Source organism: Streptomyces lacrimifluminis (genome assembly GCF_014646095.1).
Taxonomy (GTDB): Bacteria; Actinomycetota; Actinomycetes; order Streptomycetales; family Streptomycetaceae; genus Streptomyces; species Streptomyces lacrimifluminis.
Window position 1 is genome coordinate 1 of sequence record NZ_BMMU01000018.1, and the last position, 21,248, is coordinate 21,248.

General features: G+C 70.4%; 18 protein-coding genes and 1 pseudogene. 9 read left to right on the plus strand and 10 right to left on the minus strand.

The window, feature by feature from the left end; translation table 11 throughout:
* Positions 1-109 precede the first annotated feature (109 nt).
* Complete coding sequence (locus IEY89_RS24660) at positions 110-292, plus strand: acyl-CoA carboxylase epsilon subunit (RefSeq protein ID WP_189149678.1); 183 nt, start codon at positions 110-112, stop codon at positions 290-292.
* Positions 293-535: 243 nt separating this feature from the next.
* Positions 536-751: a hypothetical protein gene (locus IEY89_RS24665; RefSeq protein WP_189149679.1), complete on the plus strand. Its 216-nt coding sequence runs from the start codon at positions 536-538 to the stop codon at positions 749-751.
* A gap of 25 nt (positions 752-776) precedes the next feature.
* Here IEY89_RS24665 and IEY89_RS24670 read toward each other — a convergent pair whose 3' ends face one another.
* The 8 genes and pseudogenes from IEY89_RS24670 to IEY89_RS24695 all read right to left on the minus strand — a co-directional run bounded on the left by IEY89_RS24670 (position 777) and on the right by IEY89_RS24695 (position 10,029).
* Positions 777-4,682, minus strand: coding sequence for a glycoside hydrolase family 2 TIM barrel-domain containing protein (locus IEY89_RS24670; RefSeq protein ID WP_189149680.1), 3,906 nt, complete (start codon positions 4,680-4,682; stop codon positions 777-779).
* A 308-nt stretch (positions 4,683-4,990) separates the two neighbouring features.
* Positions 4,991-5,518 (minus strand): cytochrome P450, encoded by a 528-nt coding sequence (locus IEY89_RS40900; protein WP_229695410.1) that lies wholly within the window; start codon positions 5,516-5,518, stop codon positions 4,991-4,993.
* Positions 5,519-5,683: 165 nt separating this feature from the next.
* Entirely contained in the window at positions 5,684-5,878 is a 195-nt protein-coding gene (locus IEY89_RS40905; RefSeq protein WP_229695411.1) for a cytochrome P450, read from the minus strand.
* Positions 5,879-5,930: 52 nt separating this feature from the next.
* A pseudogene (locus tag IEY89_RS40910) lies at positions 5,931-6,387 on the minus strand (MurR/RpiR family transcriptional regulator); the annotation flags it as partial.
* Positions 6,388-6,537: 150 nt separating this feature from the next.
* Positions 6,538-7,479 (minus strand): ABC transporter substrate-binding protein, encoded by a 942-nt coding sequence (locus IEY89_RS24680; RefSeq protein WP_229695412.1) that lies wholly within the window; start codon positions 7,477-7,479, stop codon positions 6,538-6,540.
* 80 nt (positions 7,480-7,559) lie between these two features.
* A complete protein-coding gene (locus IEY89_RS24685; protein WP_189149681.1) occupies positions 7,560-8,249 on the minus strand; it encodes an ABC transporter permease in 690 nt (229 codons plus the stop codon).
* On the minus strand, positions 8,246-8,911 hold the full coding sequence (locus IEY89_RS24690) for an ABC transporter permease (RefSeq protein WP_189149682.1): 666 nt from the start codon (positions 8,909-8,911) through the stop codon (positions 8,246-8,248). Before IEY89_RS24690 ends, IEY89_RS24685 begins: the two co-directional genes overlap by 4 nt.
* Positions 8,908-10,029: an ABC transporter ATP-binding protein gene (locus IEY89_RS24695; protein ID WP_189149683.1), complete on the minus strand. Its 1,122-nt coding sequence runs from the start codon at positions 10,027-10,029 to the stop codon at positions 8,908-8,910. Before IEY89_RS24695 ends, IEY89_RS24690 begins: the two co-directional genes overlap by 4 nt.
* Positions 10,030-10,165: 136 nt before the next feature.
* On the opposite strand from IEY89_RS24695, the gene IEY89_RS40915 reads away from it, so the two are divergent.
* From IEY89_RS40915 to IEY89_RS24725, 5 genes are all read left to right on the plus strand, one after another.
* Entirely contained in the window at positions 10,166-11,116 is a 951-nt protein-coding gene (locus tag IEY89_RS40915; RefSeq protein WP_229695413.1) for an ornithine cyclodeaminase family protein, read from the plus strand.
* Positions 11,113-12,693: an HAL/PAL/TAL family ammonia-lyase gene (locus tag IEY89_RS24710; protein WP_189149684.1), complete on the plus strand. Its 1,581-nt coding sequence runs from the start codon at positions 11,113-11,115 to the stop codon at positions 12,691-12,693. The genes IEY89_RS40915 and IEY89_RS24710 overlap by 4 nt, the downstream gene beginning before the upstream one ends.
* A complete protein-coding gene (locus IEY89_RS24715; RefSeq protein WP_189149685.1) occupies positions 12,690-13,592 on the plus strand; it encodes an amidohydrolase family protein in 903 nt (300 codons plus the stop codon). The genes IEY89_RS24710 and IEY89_RS24715 overlap by 4 nt, the downstream gene beginning before the upstream one ends.
* Positions 13,593-13,774: 182 nt before the next feature.
* On the plus strand, positions 13,775-15,391 hold the full coding sequence (locus IEY89_RS24720; protein ID WP_189149686.1) for a glycoside hydrolase family 43 protein: 1,617 nt from the start codon (positions 13,775-13,777) through the stop codon (positions 15,389-15,391).
* A 67-nt stretch (positions 15,392-15,458) separates the two neighbouring features.
* Positions 15,459-17,516 carry a glycoside hydrolase gene (locus IEY89_RS24725; protein WP_189149687.1) on the plus strand — a complete coding sequence of 686 codons (2,058 nt, stop codon included), beginning with the start codon at positions 15,459-15,461 and terminating at the stop codon, positions 17,514-17,516.
* Between the two features lie 39 nt (positions 17,517-17,555).
* Here the strand turns inward: IEY89_RS24725 and IEY89_RS24730 are convergent, their stop codons facing one another.
* Positions 17,556-18,320, minus strand: a complete 765-nt coding sequence (locus IEY89_RS24730) for a CoA-transferase subunit beta (protein ID WP_189149688.1) — start codon at positions 18,318-18,320, stop codon at positions 17,556-17,558.
* Positions 18,317-19,195, minus strand: coding sequence for a CoA transferase subunit A (locus IEY89_RS24735; protein WP_189149689.1), 879 nt, complete (start codon positions 19,193-19,195; stop codon positions 18,317-18,319). Before IEY89_RS24735 ends, IEY89_RS24730 begins: the two co-directional genes overlap by 4 nt.
* A gap of 146 nt (positions 19,196-19,341) precedes the next feature.
* Here IEY89_RS24735 and IEY89_RS24740 point away from each other — a divergent pair, with 146 nt between their 5' ends.
* Positions 19,342-20,433 (plus strand): NAD(P)H-dependent flavin oxidoreductase, encoded by a 1,092-nt coding sequence (locus tag IEY89_RS24740; protein WP_189149690.1) that lies wholly within the window; start codon positions 19,342-19,344, stop codon positions 20,431-20,433.
* Positions 20,434-20,481: 48 nt separating this feature from the next.
* Positions 20,482-21,246, plus strand: a complete 765-nt coding sequence (locus IEY89_RS24745) for an enoyl-CoA hydratase family protein (protein WP_189149691.1) — start codon at positions 20,482-20,484, stop codon at positions 21,244-21,246.
* Positions 21,247-21,248: the final 2 nt, after the last annotated feature.

The window sequence follows — 21,248 nt, forward strand, 5'->3', positions numbered from 1 at the left end:
CGGCCGAGACCCGCTCGGTGCTCATCAGGTCGCTCACGATGCTGCACACCAAGCACGCCGATCGCCCTGCCCGCAAACACGGCAACCCCCCTCAGTGACGGAGGTTCACATGACGACTCCCGGACTGCGCATCGAAAAGGGCAAGGCCACCGTCGAGGAACTGGCCGCCCTCACCGTCCTGCTTCTCAGCCGCAGCGCTCTCGCACTTCGCGTCGGCGGGCCCGACGGCTCGCACCCCACCTCCTGGCGTCCCCAGACCTTCGACGCTCCCCACAGCTGGCGAAAGCGGTGACGAGGGGGCCGGTTCGGTGGCGGGGTCCAGGGTGACGCCGAGCATGCCGTGACCGGTGGCCGCGCAGGCGTTGTCGTACCCGGGAAGCCGTCGATCACCGGAAGGTCCGATGCCAAGCCTCGGACAGCCGGCGGTCAGGACGCCGAGCCGGACGCCCGCAGAGGCCAGGCGAAGCAGATGAGAGAGACGACGGCCGGCAGGGGGATGTTCTTGAACGACCTGCGGGCCCAGCCGGACTGACCGGTGCCGCGCGACACGATCACCGCCTGGTGCGAGCGGGTTCAACCTCGTCCGGACGTCCGCCGCCCCGCGTATCCACCGCAACACGTCGTCCACCGGCTGAACAGAACCGAGCAGCTCACCGGCCACCCGCTGCGCGAACACCGGACCGTCACGGCCCGGTGCCTCGCCTGTCCGGCCGAAGAACCGGGCGAGGGCGCCACCCCCGACGAAGGGTGACGCCCTCGAACCCATGCTCCCGCAGCTATCCGGCGGACTCCCCCGCCGTGGGCCGCCGCGAGGCCGCCATCGCCTCGTCGACGTCCGTCAGGGGACGCAGCCGGTAGGTGTACGCGTAGTCGCGGGCCGCGAACAGCTTGTACTCGTCGTGGGTGTGAGCACCCCAGCTGTTGTCGCCGCCGACGCCCATCTGGCGGTGGCTCAGGCGCAGGACGACCTCGTCTCGCGGAGTGAGTTGGTAGTCGTGGCGGGCCCCGACCGACAGGTCCTCCGGCGTGAAGTGCGAGGCGTTGACCTCCAGCAGCGGCTCGGCGGAGACCAACAGGCCGGCGCCCTTGCGGTCCGTCAGGGCGATCCAGCGGACGTCGGTCTTGTTGCCGTTCTCCTGCGGGCGCAGATAGCCGCTCCACTGCCCGTCGACGGTGGCGGAGTAGAGGCCCACGTCGGTGGCGTTGTTGCGGTCCCAGTGGTTCTCCTCGGGACCGCGCCCGTAGTAGTGCAGCCTGTCCAGGCGGCCGGGCAGAAGGAGCAGGTTGCCGACCTCCGGGATGTACGGCAGTGAACTCGCCCCCGGGTGCAGGGTGTTGTCGACCCTGATCTCACCGTTGCCGAAGACCGTGTAGGTGGTGGTGTACGTCGATGCCGGTGTCGTCGGCAGTGTGCCGGCGACCTTGATCTCGACGGCCCGGTCCCGCAGGGCGCGGACGCTCACGCCGGTCACCGCACGCCGGGCGCCCGCGTCGCGCCAGGTCTGGTTGCGGGTGTGCTGGCCGTTGCCCCGGTCGTTGTCGGTGGGGGCCCGCCAGAAGTTGGGGGTCGGCCCGGACTCGATCAGCTGGGCGCCGCCGGCCTTGTACGACGTGATCACGCCGGTCGCCTTGTCGACGGTGACCGAGAAGCCCTTGCCCCTGACGGTGACCGACGCGTCGCCGTCCTCGTGTCGGAGCGCCGGGACGCTGTTCAGGGGCCTGGGTGTGACGGCGGGGCTGCCCGCGTCGAGGGCGAGTTGCTGCCTGGCCACCTCGAAGCCGGCCTTGGCCCACTTCGTGCTCTCCCTGGTGGTGAAGGACAGTTGGAGGAAGTACTCCGCGCCCGGCGCCGGGTCGTCCGGCAGGTCGAAGGGCACGGTGATGTCCTTGGCGGTCAGGGGCGGGACGTCCAGCTGGGCGCGGGTGAGCTTTCCGCGCCGGACCACCCTTCCGTCGGCGACCAGTTCCCACCGACCGTCGAATTCGCGGAGGTTGGTGAAGAGGTACTCGTTGGTGAGGGTGACCGCGCCCGGCGTGGCACCCGAAGTGATCTGCACCGCCTGGTAGATCCGCTTGACCTCGGCGGACTTGCCGGTCAGCCCGCGGTCGGCGGTGATGATGCCGTCCCCGGCGAAGGCCCCGTCGTTGGGGTTGTCGCCCCAGTCGCCGCCGTAGGCGTAGAACGTCTTGTCCCGGGGCCGCTTCTCGGTGATGCCGACGGTGGCTGCGTCGAACCAGAACCGTACGCCGTCGTCGCCGGGGCCCCGGCTGTCGGAGGCCAGCTCGGTGGCGCTCAGCGCGCGGGCGTAGACGCGGGCCCGCCGGATGGTGCCGCTGAACTCCCGGGTGGGGTTGTCGATGTCGGTGGCCAGGGAGAGGGACGCGGTGTTGTTGCTGGGCCGCCGGGTGGTGGTCCTGGTGGCTCGCGCCACGCCGTCGACGTGGAGGGTCAGTGTGCCCGCCGCCGCGTCGAAGACACCGGCGACGTGGTGCTCCTTGCCGGTCCAGTCGTCGGGCAGCGTCCAGTACGCGCTGACCCACTGGCCGTCGCCGTAGATGAAGAACTCCAGGCCGCTGTCCGACTGCTTCAGGGCGTACTGGGTGTCGCCCTTGGCGATGACGGGCTGGTGGTAGCCGAGGAAGTGCGGGGTGATCCACGCCTCCAGCGTCAGGGACCCGGTGAGGTCGAGACGCTCGTCGCGGGCGAAGACGGTGCCGCCGGAGACGCCCTTGTCGCGGGTGAACGTGCCGGCGGGGGCGATGATCTCACCGTGGAGCGCGGCGGGCCCGGTCTCGGTCAGCAGCTTGCGCGTCGGGGTGGGCCAGCTCAGGGCCTGGTCGACGAAGTCCCAGATCCAGCCGCCCTGGAGGACGGGGTAGCGGCGGACGAGATCCCAGTACTTCTTGAAGTTCCCGTTGGAGTTGCCCATGCCGTGGGAGTACTCGATCATCACGTACGGCCGGGTGTCGTTGGTGTCCTTCGCCCGTTGCTCGACGCGGGCGGGACTGTCGTACATCTCGGAGCGGATGTCGCTGATCCCGGGGCGGTCGTCGCCCTCGTACTGGATGACCCGGGTGGTGTCGTAGGAGCGGATCCAGTCGTACATGGCGTTGAACGTGGTGCCGCCGCCCGCCTCGTTGCCGAGCGACCAGATGACGACCGAGGCGTGGTTCTTGTCGCGGTGGACCATGTTCTGGGCGCGGGCCACGCACGCCGTGGTCCACTCGGAGTGGTTCCCGGGGTACTCACCCCGGACGCCATGGGTCTCGAGGTTGGTCTCGTCCACGAGGTAGAGGCCGTACTCGTCGGCGAGTTCCAGCCACAGCGGGTTGTTCGGGTAGTGCGAGGTGCGGACGGTGTTGATGTTGAGCCGTTTGATGATGCCGATGTCCTCGACCATGTCCGCGCGGGTGAGGGCGGAGCCGTGGACGGGATGCATCTCATGCCGGTTGGTGCCCCGGAAGGAGACCGGCTTGCCGTTGATGCGCATCAGCCCGTCCTTCAGGGCGAACTCGCGCAGACCGACCCGGTGGGAGAGGGTCTCGGTCACTCGGCCGGCCGGGTCGCGCAGGCGGAGTACGGCGGTGTAGAGGTCGGGGTGTTCGGCCGACCACAGACGCGGTGCGGGAACGGCCTTCGCGGCCTGTACGGACTTCTCCTCGCCGGCGCCGAGCGCGACGGTCTGCTGGAGCGGGCGCGACCAGACCGGGTGCCCGCCCGCGTCGTACAGCTGCGTCTCGACGGAGTACTGGCCGGCGCCCTTGCCGCCGTAGTCCCGCACGTTCGCGGTGACCGACAGCTCGGCCGCCGAGTAGTCGTCGCTCAGCGGGGTGTCGAGCCGGAAGTCGCGCAGCCGCACGGCGGGCGTCGAGTAGAGGTACACCGAGCGGAAGATGCCGCTCAGCCGGATCATGTCCTGGTCCTCCAGCCAGTCACCGTCGGAGTAGCGGTAGACCTCCACGGCTATCTGGTTGGTGCCGGACTTCAGGTGCGGCGTGATGTCGTACTCGGAGGGGTCGTAGGAGTCCTCGTGATAGCCGACCAGCGTGCCGTTGATCCATACGTAGTGGGCCGACTTGACACCCTCGAAGTGCAGGAACGTGCGTCGTCCCGACCAGTCGCGCGGGAGGGTGAAGGTGCGGCGGTACTGGCCCACGGGGTTGTGGCGGGTCGGGGCGACCGGCGGCTGCGCCTCCTCGCCCCGGCCGTTGGGACCCCACCAGGGGTAGTCGATGTTGACGTAGATCGGGCTGTCGTACCCGTGCAGCTGCCAGGCGGAGGGGACGGGGATGGTGTCCCAGGCACGGTCGTCGAGGTCGGTGCGGTAGAAGTCGGTGTCCCGGTCGTCGGGCCGGTCGACGTACGCGAACTTCCAGGTGCCGTCGAGGCTCTGCCGGTACGGGGAGCGGGTGCGGTCGGCGGCGAGGGCCTGGGCGAGGGTCGCGTACGGCATCAGCGTGGTGTGCGCGGGTTCGGTGCCGACACGGAAGACGTCGATGTGGCCGTTCCACTCGGGGGTGGCGTCCGACGCGTCCGCGGCGGCGGCCCGGTGGGCGGCGGCCGGTCCGGACAGGGCGAGCGCGCCGAGGACGGCGGCTCCTCCCTCCAGGAGACGGCGGCGGCTGACGGCCTGCTGGGCGCGGACCGGCCCATCGGCGAGGGACTCGTGGGGGTGCGGCATGACCGTGGCCTTCCTCGGTACGACAGTGCGCTGTACGGACTGAGGGCGCGTCAGATCTTGTTCGTTACTGTTGACAAACCGACCCGGAATCCGGCAGCGCTGTGGTCATCGGTGGCGGCTCAATCCACCTGGGCGGTGCGGGAGTTGCTGTTGGGTCAGCGCACAACTGCTGGTGACAGTGGGAGCTGCCGAGCCAGGCTCACCCTAGGACTCCGAACGCAGCCGAAGCAAGAATCTTGTCTGACTCTGTTGGATCCTGATGGCTCAGCTCGCACCTCCTCCTCCCGGCGGCCCCGCACTCCCCCTCGTCAGGCGGGAGCGTCCCACAGCACGTGCAGGGCGGACGGCTTGCGGAAGACCAGGCCCCCGCACAGCGGCGGGGTGGTCCGGGTCCAGGCGCAGTCCGGGCAGGCGTTCGAGGAGGCGGTGGAGGGCGATGCGGGCTCGAGGCGGGCGAGGCGCTCGGCGAGGCAGTGGTGGGGTCCGTGGGCGAAGGCCAGTTGGAGGCGGGCGTTCTCGCGGCGGACGTCGAACCGGTCGGGGTCGGGGAAGACGGCGAGGTGGCGGTTGGCGCCGGTCAGCGAGACGGTGACCAGATCGCCGCGGCGGATCGCGGCCGGGCCGAGGACGGTTGTCCCGGGTGGCGTAGCGGTCCACGACGGCGGCGCCGGGTTCGAGGCCCGGTGACTCTCGATCGCGCCGTCCAGGAGGTCCACGTCGTCCCGGACGAGGGTGAGTTGGGCGGGGTGCCGGAACAGGTGCAGCAGCGCGTTGGTGATCATCGCCTCGGTGGTCTCGATGCCCCCGAACATCAGGACGGCGACATTGGACGCCACCTCGGGCACGGTCGGCCGTCCGGCGGCGGAGACGAGGAGCGAGGCGGTCTCCCGGCCCGGGGCCCGCCGTGTGGCCGGCGGTGATGTCGGAGACCGACCGCACGATGGCGTCGTACCAGGCGAGCACCGTGTCCGCGGTGGTACCGGTGAGGCCGAGAGCCTCGGTCACGACGGCGACCGCGAGGGGCCGGCGAAGGCGCGTCGCAGGTCGGCGGCGCCGGTGGGTGGGAGTGCGCTGATGAGCCGGCCCGTCTCGCTTTCGATGCGGGCGGTGAAGCCCTCCCGTACCGCCCTCGGGCGGAAGGGCGCGTTGAAGGGTTCGCGGTGGCGGGTGTGCTGGTCGCCGTCGGGGGAGAGCATGCTGGGGCAGACGACCTGGGCGGTGGAGAAGCGGGGGTCGTCGACGGTGAAGGTCGAACGGCCGTACGTCGGGGTGGACTTGGCCGGGAGTAGGCCAACCCGCGTGCCTGGGCTGCGGAGGCGCGCGGCCCGAGCGTCGGCAGCGGCCGGGAGGCGGCGAGCGGTCGTCCCGCGCGTTCCACGGGGCCGGGGTCCGCGAGCAGGGGTCCGCGAGCAGGGGGGCGAGCTGCCGCAGGTTGTCGATCTCGGCCCGGACGGCTTGCCGGTACGGGTTGTTCGACCGTTCCTCCGGGTCCGCACCGGCGGGGGCGACCTCCCGCAGATGTCTGCGCAACACCGGATACCAGTCGAAGCCGAGGGCCACCGCGAACCCCGTCACCGACGGCCGGCTGACACCGGCCAGGTGGGCCGGCTCCACGCTCGACAGGAAGGGCACGTCGCCGCCTGCCGGACCGGACGGTGCGCGATACGGCGCTGTGCCGGGTGAGCCGACGTCCCTCGAAGAGCTGGCCGCCGTGCGGAGGAACCGGCCCGGGCGGCCATGTCGGGGCCGGCGCCGTCGCGCATCCGCGCCCCGGGGCGGTCGTGTTCGGTCCCCTCTCCCCTGCTCGGCGTGCCGGGCGGGAGAGAGGGCGGGCGGGGTGTGCGACCGAACGAGGTCAGCTCACGAGACCGGTGCTCGTCAGCCACTCCTTGGCGACGGTGCTGGAGTCCTCCTTGTCGTTGACGAGCTTCTTCATCATCTCCAGCAGGTCCTCGGTGGTGAGCTTCGCGGAGAGGGCGTTGAGCGCCGCCTTGGCCGTGTCGTTGACCGCCGACTTGTAGACCAGGGGCGTGACGTTCTGCGAGGAGAAGAGGTTCTTCGGGTCCTCCAGGACCACCAGCTTGTCCTCGACGATGGCGGGGTCGGTGGTGTAGAGGTTGGCGGCCTGCACGTCGTTCGACTTGAGCAGCTTCACCAGGGTGGTCTGGGCGCCCGCGTCCAGCGGCTGGAACTTCCCGAACTCGACGCCGTAGACCGTCTTCAGGCCGACTCCGCCCTGGGTGCGGGTCTTGAACTCCGAACCGGCCCCGATCGTCATGTCCTTGGCGACCGGCTTGAGGTCGGCGAGGGTCCTGAGCTTGTACTTGGCGGCGGTCTCGGCGGTGACGGTCACCGAGTCCTTGTCCTCGGCCGCGGCGGAGTCGAGGATCTCCACCGTCGAGGGGAGCTTCGCCTTCAGCTCGGCGTTGACCTGCTCCGTGCTGGTCGCGGTGCTGTTCTTGTCGACGGCCACCGACAGCAGGGCGCCGTTGTACTCCGGGAAGACACCGATGCCGCCCTTGACGACCTGGTCGTAGTAGACCTCGCGGGCGCCGATGTCGAACTTCCGGGTCACCTTCAGGCCCTTGGCCTCCAGGGCCTGGGCGTAGATCTCGCCGAGCAGCTGGTTCTCGGGGAAGTTCGCCGAGCCGACGACGATGGATTTCCCGCTGCCGCCGCTGTCACCCGTCAGCGGATTGCTGTCGCTGTCGTCACCTCCGCCACAGGCGGTGAGCGAGAGTGCGGCGATCAGGCCGAACGCGGCGCCGCGGTGGATGCCTCGGGTGGTGCTGCTCATGGGTTTTCCTTTCTCGGAGCCCGGAGGCTCGGACGATCATGGATTCAAATGAATCGAAGGGCACAAAAGGTTCGAAAAGTTCAGGACTTGGAGGGCGAGACCCTGAGGCCGGGTGAGACGACGGCGCGCCGCAGCGCGGTGAAGGCGACCTGGACGACAAGGGCCAGGACGACGACGACGGTCGAGCCGCCGATGACGAGCTCGTAGTCGTTGCGGGAGAGCCCGTCGACGATGAAGCGGCCGAGGCCGCCGAGACCGGGGTAGGCGGCCACGGTCGCGGTGGCCACGACCTGGATCGCGGCAACCCTGAGCCCGAGGAGGATAAGTGGCAGGGCCATCGGCACCTCCACCCGCGCCAGGACCTCCCACTCGGTCATACCGACCCCACGCGCCGCGTCCCTGGTGGCGGGATCCACGCCCCGCACGCCCTCGAACGTGTTGATGAGGATCGGCGGGACCGCGAGGGCGACCAGGGCGACCAGCACGGGCGTCGTGCTGAGCCCCGCGAGGGTGACGACGAGAACGACCAGACCGAAGGTGGGGACGGCCCGCGCCAGGTTCGCCACGCTGGCCACGGCGAACGCCCCCCGGCCGGTGTGGCCGACGAGCAGCCCGAGGGTCAGCCCGATAACGGCGGCGAACAGCAGGGACAGACCGCTGTAGGTGAGGTGTTCGAGGAGCCGATGGGGGATGCCGTCGTCGCCGTGCCACTGCTTCGAGGACGTCAGCCAGTCCCCCACGAGCCGGATCTGGTTCAGGAAGTCGTTCATGACGCCGTCACCTTGTTCCGGGACCAGGGGGTCAGCAGCCGCTGCGCGAGCACCAGCAGCGCGTCGGTGGCGAGTGCGAGCAGCATGATCAGCACGATCGCGGTGATGATCGGGGTCGGGAAGTCGAGTTGGAGACCACGGGTGATGTAGTACCCGAGGCCGCCCTGTCCGATCAGCTGCCCCACCGCGACCAGGCTGATGGACGACACGGCCGCGACACGTACACCGGCGATCACGACGGGTACGGCGATCGGCAGTTCGACCTGGACGACACGCCGTATGGCGCCGAATCCCATCGCGGTGGCCGCGAGCCGGACCGGTTCGGGGACCGAGGCCAGCCCGTCCACGACGTTGGGCACCAGCACCGACAGCGTATAGATCGTCAGCGGGATCATCACCGTGCGTTCGGTGAGCCCCGTGTAGCGGACGAAGATCATGAACAGGGCCAGCGACGGGATCGAGTACAGGATGTTGGCCACGGTCAGCACCGGTGGGTAAAGCCAGCGATAGCGGTGGCACAGGATGCCGAGCGGTACCGAGATGATCAGCCCGAACAGCACCGGCAGGAGACCGAGTCTCAGATGGATTCCGGTGTAGTCGGCCAGTTCAGCGGCGTGATCGCCGATCCACTGCCACCGGATGAGCGGCTCGCCGTCACTCATCGTTTCCCACCGTCCGCCCTGGTGGCGTCCGCCGTTCCGCCCGTCCCCGCGGACAGTTCGTGGGCGTCCGCGACCCCGACCACGGCGCCGTGCGCGTCCACGCCCACCGCGAGGCGGGCGGGCGACAGCAGCGCCGAGTCGAGGGCGGCCCGTGCCGAGTCGCCGACGAGGCTGAAGGTGTGGCCGAGGGGAGCCAGTGGCACGTCCGCGAGGGTGCCGCTCTCCGGCAGGTCGGCGACCGCGGCCCAGCCGAGCGGCCGTCGGCCGTCGTCGACGACCAGCACCCAGGGCTCGTCGCCCGTCCGTGCCGACGCCACCGGCGAGGTCGCCGCCAGTACCGGACCGTCGCGCAGCGGCACGTCGGCCGCGTTCACGAAGGACAGCCGGCGAATGCCCCGGTCGTGCCCCACGAAGTCGGCGACGAAGTCGTCGGCGGGATCGGCGAGCAGTCGCTCGGGGGTGTCGAACTGGGCCAGCTTGCCGCCGGTGCGGAACACGGCGATCTTGTCGCCGAGCTTGATCGCCTCGTCGATGTCGTGGGTGACGAACACGATCGTCTTGTGCAGTTCCTTCTGGAGCCGGATGAACTCCGCCTGCAATTCCGCCCGGACGATCGGGTCGACCGCGCTGAACGGTTCGTCCATCAGCAGCACGGGCGGGTCGGCGCCCAGCGCCCTGGCCACCCCGACGCGCTGCTGCTGTCCGCCGGAGAGCTGGTTCGGATAGCGCTTGGCCATCTCGCTCGGCAGCCCCACCAGTTCCAGCAGTTCCGCCGCCCGCGCCCGCGCCTTCTTCCGGCTCCAGCCGAGCAGCAGCGGAACAGTGGCGATGTTGTCGAGGATGGTGCGGTGCGGGAACAGTCCCGCGTGCTGGATCACGTACCCGATGCCGCGGCGCAGCTCGGGGGCGTTGACCTCCCGGATGTCCTGGCCGCGCAGGCTCACCGTCCCGGCCGTGGGCTCCACCATGCGGTTGACCATGCGCAGGGTGGTGGTCTTGCCGCAGCCGGAGGGCCCGACCAGGACCGTGAGGCCACCCTCGGCCAACTCCAGCGACAGTTCGTCCACCGCCGTCGTCCCGTTCGGATAATTTTTGCTCACCGCGTCGAATCTGATCAAGGCTGCCCCTTACCCAACTGAATATAGTCATGCAGAGTTATCCATGAGTGAATGGCAGTCAATGCTCATCTGTAAACGGCACGTTACATTCACACGAAATCAGGTCAGAGTGTCCGAAATGTGAGGAGGCGCCGCCATGAAACCGGTCCGGTTCACCTTTTTGAACGGCTCGGACATCGCACAGCTGGAGCTGGCCGACGCCGAGATCCTCGCTCTCGCGGCTCTGCTCAATCTCTTCGACCCGCGTACCGGTATGCCGGTGGCCGTGGTCGACGCGACCACCCTCACCGAGAGGCGCACCGGCGCCCTCACCGCGCTGGGAGAACGCCACCCGGCCCGCCCGGACGCCAGGGTGCTCGGCAACATCGGCGCCCGCGCCACCTCGTACGGGAACGTCCGTCTCCTCGACCGACACTGCGACCTGACCGAGATCCGCGTCCACTCGCGCCGCCCTGAGAGCCGCGAGGCCTTCGCCGGGCGTCTGGAGCGGAACCCCGGCAAGCCGGTCGTCGTGACGGAGGACCGGCAGACCTGTGTGGAGGGCGCGGACATCGTGGTGGAGGCGGCCCGCCTCGGACATCGCCCCCACACCAGCCGCCGGCGCCCCTCAAGCGCCCGCGAGATCCGCCCCGCCTCCTCACCCGCGCGGCCCGGGCGAACGCCTGGACGGTGCGCAGGGTGGGCAGCCGCCCGTCCAGGGCTCGGCGCAAGGTGCACGCCGCCGGAGCCGCTCCTGCGGACGGAGTGGATCGCCCCGGGCGCCCTGATCGTGAACTACGGAACGAACGGCGCGGTCGAGCTGAGCCTCACGGACATCATGGACAAGATCGTCGTCGACGACTGGGGCTGGGCGCAGGCCGGACCGTTCGGCGCCCTGCGCGCCCGCGTGGACTCCGGCAGGCTCACCAGGTCCCCTCTGCACGGTGAGCTGGGCGAGATCGTCGCGGGCCGCAAGCCCGGCCGGGAGAGCCCCGAGGAGACGAACCTGTTCCGGCACCCCGGCCTCTCCCTCCCCGGCATCGCGCTGGGCGCCGCCATGCCGAGGAAGGCCGAGGCGCGCGGCGGCCAGAAACTCCGCATCTCATGACGGACACCGGCACCGGCGTCGGCGGCGACATCGCGCAGGTCGTCGTCGACGGGCGGACACTGTCGTACGGCGATGTCGTCGCCGTCGCCCACCACGGCGCCCACGTCGCCCTGGCGGACGGGGTGCTGCCCCGGCTGGTGCGTGAGCGGGCCGTCGTCGAGGACATCGTCGACCGCCAGGTCCCGACGTACGGCCTGACGACGGGACTCGGCACCCGCTCCTCCTACGCCCTGCCGCGCGCCGAGCTGGCGGAGTTCAGCGTCCGTACGGTACGTGGCCGGGCGAACGGCGTCGGCGATCCGCTGCCGGTCCCGGTGGTCCGCGCCGCCGTCCTCGCCCGGGTGAACGGCATCGCGGGCGGCGGCAGCGGAGTGCGGCCGGAGATCCCGCGGCTGCTCGTGGCGATGCTCAACGCTCGGGTGCATCCGGTGATCCCCGAGGTGGGGTCGATCGGCGCCTCCGACCTGTGTCAGCTGGCGCATGTCGGCCTGGTCGTCATCGGTGAGGGCAGCGCCGAGTTCGACGGGGAGGTGCTCGACGGCGCCACGGCACTGCGCCGGGCCGGTCTCGCGCCGGCCACGCTGGGTCCCAAGGACGGGCATGTGCTGTGCAGCGCGAGCCCGCTGGCGGCCGGACAGGGCGCGCTCGCCCTGCACGAGGCCGCCGCACTCCTCGCGCTGACCCAGGCGGTCACGGCGCTCACCTACGAGGGTTTCCGGGCGAACACGAGCCCGCTCGACGCCCGGGTGCTCGCCCTGCGCCCCGCCCCCGGCCAGTCCCGCGCCGCACGCGAACTGCTCGCCCTGCTGGACGGCGGTGAGCTGGGCGATCCGCGCAACGCGCGGCGGGTCCAGGACCCTGTCAGCCTGCGCTGCGCCACCCAGGTGCACGGCGCCGCGTACGCGGCCCTGGACTTCGCCGACGCCGCCCTGCGTCCGGAACTGAACGGCTGCGGCGACAACCCGGTGGTGCTGCCCGACACCGGCGAGATCCTCTCCTCCGGCAACTTCCACACCCCGGCGCCGGCCCTCGCTCTCGACACCCTCGCCCTGGCCCTGACCCAGACGGCATCGATCTCCGCCGAGCGCATGCGCCGGCTCCTCGACCCCGCCGTCAGCGGACTGCCGGCGAACCTGTCGCCGTACGGACCGGAACGCTCGGGCTTCGCGCCACTGACCAAGACAGCGCAGGCGCTCGTCGCCGAGATCCGCATGCTGTCCGCACCGGTGTCCACCGACCCCCGGCACGGCGCGGACGCCGTCGAGGACGACTCGACCAACGCGGCGCTCGGAGCACGGCGGCTGGCCACGATCCTCACCCGGCTGCGGCTGCTGCTCGCCGTGGAGGCCCTGGTCGCCGCGCAGGCGGTGGACCTGGCGGCGCCGCCCGCCCTGGGGCGTGGACCCCGGTTGCTGCACCGGGCGATCCGGGCGGCTGTGCCCCGCCTCGACGACGACCGGCCCTGCGGGGTGGACGTGGAGGCGGTGAGTCACGGCATCCTTGGGTCCGCCGACGTCCGGCGCGCACTGAGCGCGATGCTGGAAGAATCGTCAGCCCCGGTGGGAGGAACGTCATGACCAGCGTCGACGTGCACCAGCATCTGTGGACCCCCTCGCTGGTGGCGGCCCTGCGCGCCCGCCGCGAACCCCCGTTCCTCGACGGCTGGACCCTGTACCTGAACGGTGAGCCGCCCTACGAGATTCCGCCCGCCGATCACGACATCGCCCGCCGTGCGGACCTCGCCGCCGCCGACGGCCTCGGCCGGGTACTCGTCTCGCTGTCCGCCCCGATCGGCGTGGACTGGCTTCCCGCCGCCGAGGCCAGGCCTTTGCTGGACGCGTACCACGAGGGATCGGCCACCCTCCCGAAACCTTTCGACGCCTGGGCCGCCGCCTGCGTGCGGGACATCGACGCGAACGCGACGGCCAAGGACCTCGACCGGGGGTTCGCCGGCCTCCAGCTCCCGGCGAACGCCCTTTCCGACGCCGCCGGTTACGCGCGGTGTGCCCCGCTCCTCGACCTGCTCGTGGAACGCGACCTGCCGCTGTTCGTCCATCCGGGACCGGCGGCCGGCGAGGCGGAGGGCCCCGACTGGTGGCCGGCGATGGTCCCGTACGTCCAGCAGATGCACGCCGCCTGGTTCGCCTTCCGCGCCTTCGGCCGCCCCCGCCATCCGCGCCTGCGCGTGTGCTTCGCCCTGCTGGCCGGACTCGCCCCGCTGCACGGAGAGCGTTTCGCCGCCCGGGGTGGCGGCTCGGAGGGACAGATGGACCCCGGCGTCTTCGTCGACACGTCGTCCTACGGTCCCCGTGCCGTCGACGCGATCGTCCGTGCCCTCGGCGCCGGGGCCGTCGTCCAGGGCTCGGACCGGCCTTACGCGGAGCCGCCGCTGCACCCCGGATTCGGGCTGGGCGGAGCGGCGGCGTACGCCTTCCGGATCGCCAATCCGCGGCGGCTGCTCACAGGAAAGTACTGACGAAACATTTCGACGTGAACAGCGAATGATGCGAGGGGTATTGACGCGCGCCGCGCGCCTCCTAGTATCCAAGATGCTCGAAGACACGGCCAATGTTCGACATGACGAACACTGACGGCCGAGTTCCCCGCCATCGCCCGACTTCGCACACCTCTTAGCCCCCAGACAAGAGGAGCGCTCATATGTCATGGCTACATCAACCCCGCACGCGCCGGAACGCGCTGACCGCGGCGACCGGCCTGGTCGTGGGAGCCGCGCTCCCCACAACAGCAGCCGCGCAGACGCTTCCGGCCGCCGCCGCGCAGTACGCGAACCCCGTGCTCTGGCAGGACTTCGCGGACATCGACATCATCCGCGTCGGCGACACGTACTACTACTCGGCGTCGACGATGCACTACTCCCCCGGGGCGCCGATCCTCCGCTCCTACGACCTGGTGAACTGGGAGTTCGCCGGTCACTCCGTGCCGGTCCTGGACTTCGGGTCCAAGTACGACCTGAACGGCGCCCGCGGCTACGTACGCGGCGTCTGGGCGTCGTCGCTCGCCTACCGTCCCAGCAACCGCACGTTCTACTGGCTCGGCCAGATCGACTTCGCCCGCACCTACGTCTACACCGCCACGAGCGTCGAGGGTCCCTGGAACAGACTCACCACGCTCAACACGGTGTACTACGACGCGGGTCTGCTGGTCGACACCGACGACACCCTGTACGTGGCGTACGGCAACACCACCATCAGCGTGGCCCAGCTCTCCCCGGACGGCCGTACGCAGGTCCGGTCTCAGCAGGTGTTCAGCACGCCGTCGAGCATCGGCACCCTGGAGGGCGCCCGCTTCTACCGGATCAACGGGAACCACTACATCTTCCTGACCCGCCCGGCCAACGGCCAGTACATCCTGAAGTCGACGAGCGGCCCCTTCGGCCCGTACACACTGCGTCAGGTCCTCCTCGACCTGCCCGGGCCGATCTCCGGCGGGGGAGTCCCGCACCAGGGCGGGCTGGTGCAGACGCAGAACGGTGCCTGGTACTACCTGGCCTTCGTGGACGCCTTTCCCGGCGGCCGGGTCCCCGTGCTGGCGCCGGTCACCTGGACCTCGGACGGCTGGCCCGTCGTCCAGCTCGTCAACAACAGGTGGGGCGCGTCGTATCCCAGTCCCGTCGTCCCGTCGCCGCCCCGGCAGGTCACCCCGATGACCGGCGTCGACACGTTCGACGGTACGACGCTCAAGCCGAAGTGGGAGTGGAACCACAACCCGGACAACACCAGGTGGTCGGTCAACAACGGTCTGACCCTGCGGACCGCGACCGTCACCAACGACCTGTACTGGGCCCGCAACACCCTCACCCACCGCATCCAGGGCCCCACCTCGACCGCCACCGTCCAGCTCGACTACTCGGCGATGCGCGACGGCGACCGCGCCGGACTCGCGCTGCTGCGTGACTCCTCGGCCTGGATCGGTATCAGGCGGGACGGCGGCGCTACCCGGGTGGTGATGGTCAACGGGCTGACCATGGACGGCAGCTGGAACACCACGGGCACGGGGTACGAGGCCGCGAGCGCCGGCGTCTCCGGGGGCCGGGTCTGGTTGCGCGCGACGGCCGACATCCGGCCCGGCTCGTCGCGTCCGGGGACGTTCTCCTACAGCACCGACGGCGTGAACTTCGTCCGTCTGGGGCCCGCTTTCACCATGGGCAACAGCTGGCAGTTCTTCATGGGTTACCGCTTCGCCCTCTTCAACCACGCCACGCAGGCGCTCGGCGGCTCGGTCCGCGTCGCCCGCTTCGAGCTGTCCACGCCCTGACCGCGCCGCAGGCACAGGGCAGTCGGCACGCACCCGCATCCCGCACACGACCGTACGAGGAGAGCAGATGACCCTTCTGAAACGAGCAGGCCGGCGCCGGGCACCGGCGCTCGGTCTGCTGGCCGCAATCGCGCTGATGGCGACCGGCACCGCCACAGCCGTGCCCGCGAACCTGCCCGCGGCCGGGACCGCGGCGGACGTCAGGGCATCGACGCTGGGTGCTCAGGCGGCGCAGTCCGGGCGGTATTTCGGGGCCGCGGTGGCCGCCGGCAAGCTCGGCGACACCACCTACACGGGCATCCTGGACCGTGAGTTCAACTCGGTGACACCCGAGAACGAGATGAAGTGGGACGCCACCGAGCGCACCCGCAACTCGTTCACCTTCGGCTCCGCCGACCAGATCGTCAACCGGGCGACAACCCGCGGACAGCGCCTGCGCGGCCACACCCTGGTGTGGCACTCCCAGTTACCCAGCTGGGTCAGCTCCATCACCGACGCGAACACCCTGCGCGGCGTGATGAACAACCACATCACCACCGTCGCCAACCGCTACAAGGGAAGGATCCACTCCTGGGACGTCGTCAACGAGGCGTTCGCCGACGGCGGCAGCGGCCAGCACCGCCCCTCGGTGTTCCAGAACCTCCTCGGTGACGGCTTCATCGAGCAGGCCTTCCGCACCGCGCGCAGCGCCGACCCGGCGGCCAAGCTCTGCTACAACGACTACAACATCGAGAACTGGAACGACGCCAAGACCCAGGGCGTCTACCGCATGGTCCGGGACTTCAAGGCGCGCGGGGTGCCCATCGACTGCGTCGGCCTGCAGGCCCACTTCGGCGCCGGCGGCCCGCCGTCGAACTTCCAGACCACGCTGTCGAGTTTCGCGGCGCTCGGCGTGGACGTACAGATCACCGAACTCGACATCGCCCAGGCACCCGCGTCGGCCTTCACGAACACCGTCCGCGCGTGCATGAACGTGGCCCGCTGTACCGGGATCACCGTATGGGGCATCCGCGACAGCGACTCCTGGCGCAGCGGGGAGAACCCGCTGCTCTTCGACCGCAACGGCAACAAGAAGGCGGCCTACCAGGCGGCGCTGACCGCGATGGGCGGTAGCCCGGCCACGGTGGCGGCGCAGGACACGAGCACCCGCTCGGCGGCACAGGCGGCAGCCCTGCCCTCCAGCTTCAAGTGGAGTTCCAGCGGCGCGCTCATCGGGCCGAAACCGGACTCGACGCACAACATCGCGGCGCTCAAGGACCCGACGGTCGTCCACTACAACGGCAAGTACCACGTGTTCGCCAGCACCGCGAGCGCGGCCGGCTACAACCTCGCGTACCTCAGCTTCACCGACTGGTCACAGGCGGGCTCGGCCACCCACCACTACCTGGACCGCACCGCCATCGGCACCGGATACCGGGCCGCACCCCAGGTCTTCTACAACGCGCCGCAACGCCTGTGGTACCTCGTCTACCAGACAGGCAACGCCTCGTACTCGACCAACCCCGACATCAGCAACCCCAACGGGTGGAGCGCCCCGCGCAACTTCTACTCGTCGATGCCGGACATCATCAGGCAGAACATCGGCAACGGCTACTGGGTCGACATGTGGGTGATCTGCGACAGTGCCAACTGCTACCTGTTCTCCTCCGACGACAACGGCCACCTCTACCGCTCCCAGACCAGCGTCGGCCAGTTCCCGAACGGGTTCACCAACACCGTCATCGTCGCCCAGGACTCCAACAAGTACGCCCTGTGGGAAGCGAGCAACATCTACAAGGTGCAGGGCACCAACCAGTACCTGATGCTCGTCGAGGCCATCGGCTCCGACGGCAGGCGCTGGTTCCGCTCCTGGACCGCCACCAGCCTCGCCGGCTCCTGGACACCCCTGGCCGCCTCCGAGAGCAACCCCTTCGCCCGGGCCAACAACACCACCTTCCCGGCCGGAACCTGGACCCGCGACATCAGCCACGGCGAAATGATCCGCGCGGGCTACGACCAGACACTCACCATCCCCGCCTGCAGGCTCCAGTACCTCTACCAGGGCATGAACCCCAGCGCCGGCGGCGACTACAACACGCTGCCGTGGCGCCTCGGCCTGCTCACCCAGACCAACTCCGCCTGCTGACGGACCGCCTATCCCGATGACGGGCCGGGGTGCCGGGTCCTATGACCCGGTGCCCCGGCTCACCTCACGTTCGCGCAGGCCGCGCGGGTCGACGACCTCGCGGATGAGCCGCAGTTCGGTCTCGTCGGGCAGACGGGTCTCGGGGGCGCCGGTCGCGTCGAGCGTGAAGCCGGTGTTCGCGTGGACCTCCTCCGCGGTGACGCCGGGATGCAACGAGCGCACGCGCAGCCGCCCGTCGTCCCCGTAGTCGAGGACCGCGAGGTTGGTGATCACCACTCCCAGGTGGTGGAACCCCAGCCCCTTGCCGTCGCGCGCACGGTCGTTGCCCACGCCGCAGACCACGTCGACCTTCTCGACGAAGACCTTCGGGGTGTGCCGTGCCACCCAGTAGTCGGTACGGTGGTTGGCCGTGTTGCCCGGGGCCCCGCGTACGCCGATGAGTTGCCGTGCGGGACGACGCCAGTCGCCGATCAGGGAGATGTTCTGGTTCCCGTACCGGTCGATCTGGCTGGCCCCCATCATGCTCTGACGACGGCCACTGGCGACGATGTCGAAAACCCGCCGGTAGGGCACCCAGCCCTCGACGACGCCCCCGTCCGCGGCGGTCCGGCCGAGCGGAGGCGGATCGCTCATGAAGTAGGCCTCGCCGTCGGTCAGCACCAGGTCCGGGCTGGTCGTCAGGCGGGCGAGGCGCGCTCCGACCGAGGGCAGGACACCGGCCGTGTGCGCGAGCACCTCCCCTGCGTCGCGCCACACGTCGGCGCAGGCCACGGCGCACACTTCGGCCCGGGTGATCTCCGTCATCGCGCCTCCTCCTGCCCGTCGCGGTTGGCGTGGAACACCGCCACCGCCTCGTGGTACGCCTGTTCGTCGCCGTCGAGGAACGTCTTGCGGAACAGCTGCCAGGAGTCGGCGTCCCGCGCGGCCGACGCGTAGTGGGCCTGGAATGCCTCGTCCCGCGCGTAGTCGGGATCGCAGGAGGTGAAGTGGGCGCCCCGGGGAGTCTCGATGACCCCGTTGACGAAGAGACGGCTGATCAGGAGTGACTGCGCGGGCCCGGCGGCGAGCAGGTCCCCCGGCTCCACGATCCGCTCGGTGCTGACGTAGCAGCGGTCGGCCGCCATCGCGAACAGGTCGTCGAAGTACGGGTCCGGGCCCAGGTACTGGGCGTTGCCCGCCCGGTCCGCCCGGTTGACGTGCACCAGGGCGACATCGAGCCGCAGGGCCTTCATCGCGACGTACTCCTCGTCGGCGTACGGGGAGGCGATCGTCACCAGGTCGGGGTTCATTGTGAGGACGTCGGAGCCGAGGCCAGCGCGGGTGGGCAGGAAGGACAGCCGGCTCGCGGCGGCCCGCAGGCCGGTGACGAACATGCCCTCGTCGTACTCGGCGGTCTCCACACCGCCCTGCTCCCGTACGGCGCGGAAGTGCGGGTCGAGGGCGATGCTGTCCAACGACACGAAGCCGTAGACGAGCTTGCGGACCCTCCCTGCCGCGCACAGCAGCCCCACGTCCGGGCCGCCGAACGTGACCACGGTCAGATCGCGCACGTCGTCCCGCAGGAGTTCACGCACCAGCGCCATCGGTTTGCGCCGCGATCCCCAGCCGCCGATACCGATCGTCATGCCCGACTCGACGGTCCCGGCGAAGTCCTCCAGGGACATCGACTTGTCACCCATGGACAGATCCCTCCCACGCTCTCACCCTTACGGAGTCTTACCTATCAAACACTTGTTAGATTACGTTGACCAGACCGACAACCCCTCGGAAGCCGGGCCCGGGGATTCCTCCCTGCCCGGGGAGCGGCGCGCGAAGGAGACCCGGCATGAGCGCCCCCATCGCCCCTGTCCATCCCGCCCTGCACACCGCGCTGTGCGATCTGGTCGGCGTCCGTCACCCCATCGTGCAGACCGGCATGGGGTATGTGTCCGGCCCCGAACTGACGGCGGCCACCGCGGCGGCCGGCGCACTCGGCATCCTGGCCAGTGCGACGCTCACCCTCGACGAGACCCGGGACGCCATCCGTGCCGTCCGGGAACGCACCGACGCGCCGTTCGGCGTGAACATGCGCGGCGACTCGCCCGACGTCCTGGAGCGCGCCGCCCTGCTGGTGCGCGAGGGCGTGAAGGTCGCGTCCTTCGCGCTCGCGCCCCATGAGCGCGTCGTCCGCGAGCTGAAGGACTCCGGGCTGGTGGTCATCCCCTCCATCGGTGCCCGCCGCCACGCGGAGAAGGTCCAGGCGTGGGGTGTGGACGCGGTGGTCGTGCAGGGCGGTGAGGGCGGCGGCCACACCGGGGGCGTCCCCACCTCGATCCTTCTCCCCCAGGTCGTGGACGCCGTCGGCATCCCGGTCATCGCGGCCGGCGGGTTCCGCGACGGGCGGGGGCTGGTGGCCGCGCTCGCCCAGGGCGCCGTGGGCATCGCGATGGGTACGCGGTTCCTGCTGACCAGCGACAGCACGGTCCCTGACTCGGTCAAGGCCGAGTACCTCGGGCGGGGCGTCACCGACACCGTCGTCACCCCGGTCCTCGACGGCATCCCCCAGCGCGTACTGCGCACCGAAGCGGTGGAGCGGCTGCTGCGGGAGCGGGCGCCCGCGCGCCTGGTCCGCTCCCTGCGGCACGCCGTCGGGTTCCGGAAGGTCTCCGGCACCTCGTGGTCCGACCTGGTCCGCGAGGGGCTGGCGATGCGCCGCAGCCATGAACTGGGCTGGTCCCAGGTCGTGATGGCGGCGAACACCCCGATGATGCTGCGCGCCGGCATGGTCGACGGCCGGACGGACCTGGGCACCCTCGCCTCCGGCCAGGTCGTCGGCGTCATCGACGACCTGCCCAGCTGCGCCGAACTCGTCGAACGCATCGTCGCGGAGGCCGACGCCGTCCTCACCCGTCTGACCACCGCCGGAGCGAAACGGTGACCACGGCCGACCGCGCCACGGCGCGGCACCGCGACACAGGGAGAGCCCATGGGCACTGACATCATCAAGGCCGGAGTCGACGAGCGCGGCATCGCCGAGGTGGTCGTCGACTGTCCGCCGGTCAACGCCCTGCCGGTGGCGGGCTGGTACCGGTTGGCGGAGACGGTCGAGCGGCTCGGCCGCGACCCGGACGTGCGGGTGGTGCTGCTGCGTGCCGAGGGACGCGGTTTCAACGCCGGCGTGGACGTCAAGGAGTTGCAGGCCGACACCGGCCACACCGCCGTCATCGGGGTGAACCGCGGCTGCTTCGCCGCGTTCGCCGCCGTCTACGACTGTGCGGTGCCGGTCGTCACCGCGGTCCACGGTTTCTGCCTGGGTGGCGGCATCGGTCTGGTCGGCAACTCGGACGTGATCGTCGCGGCCGAGGACGCGTACTTCGGGCTGCCCGAGGTGGACCGGGGCGCGCTGGGCGCGGCGACGCACCTGTCCCGCCTGGTCCCGCAGCACCGGGCCAGGGCGATGATGTACACCTGCGCCACCGCGTCCGCCGCCGAACTGCACGCCTTCGGTTCGGTGTTCGACGTCGTGCCGGCCGACCGGCTGCGGGACCGGGCCCTGGAGGTCGCCGCCGACATCGCCGGGAAGAACCCGGCGGTGATCCGCGCCGCGAAGGAGGCCTTCAACGGCATCGACCTGTGGGACGTCAAGCGCAGTTACCGCTACGAACAGGGCTTCACCTTCGAGATCAACCTGTCGGGCGTCGCCGCCGAGGTCCGCGACACCTTCGGCGGCCGTACGGACGGGGAGGGGTGAGC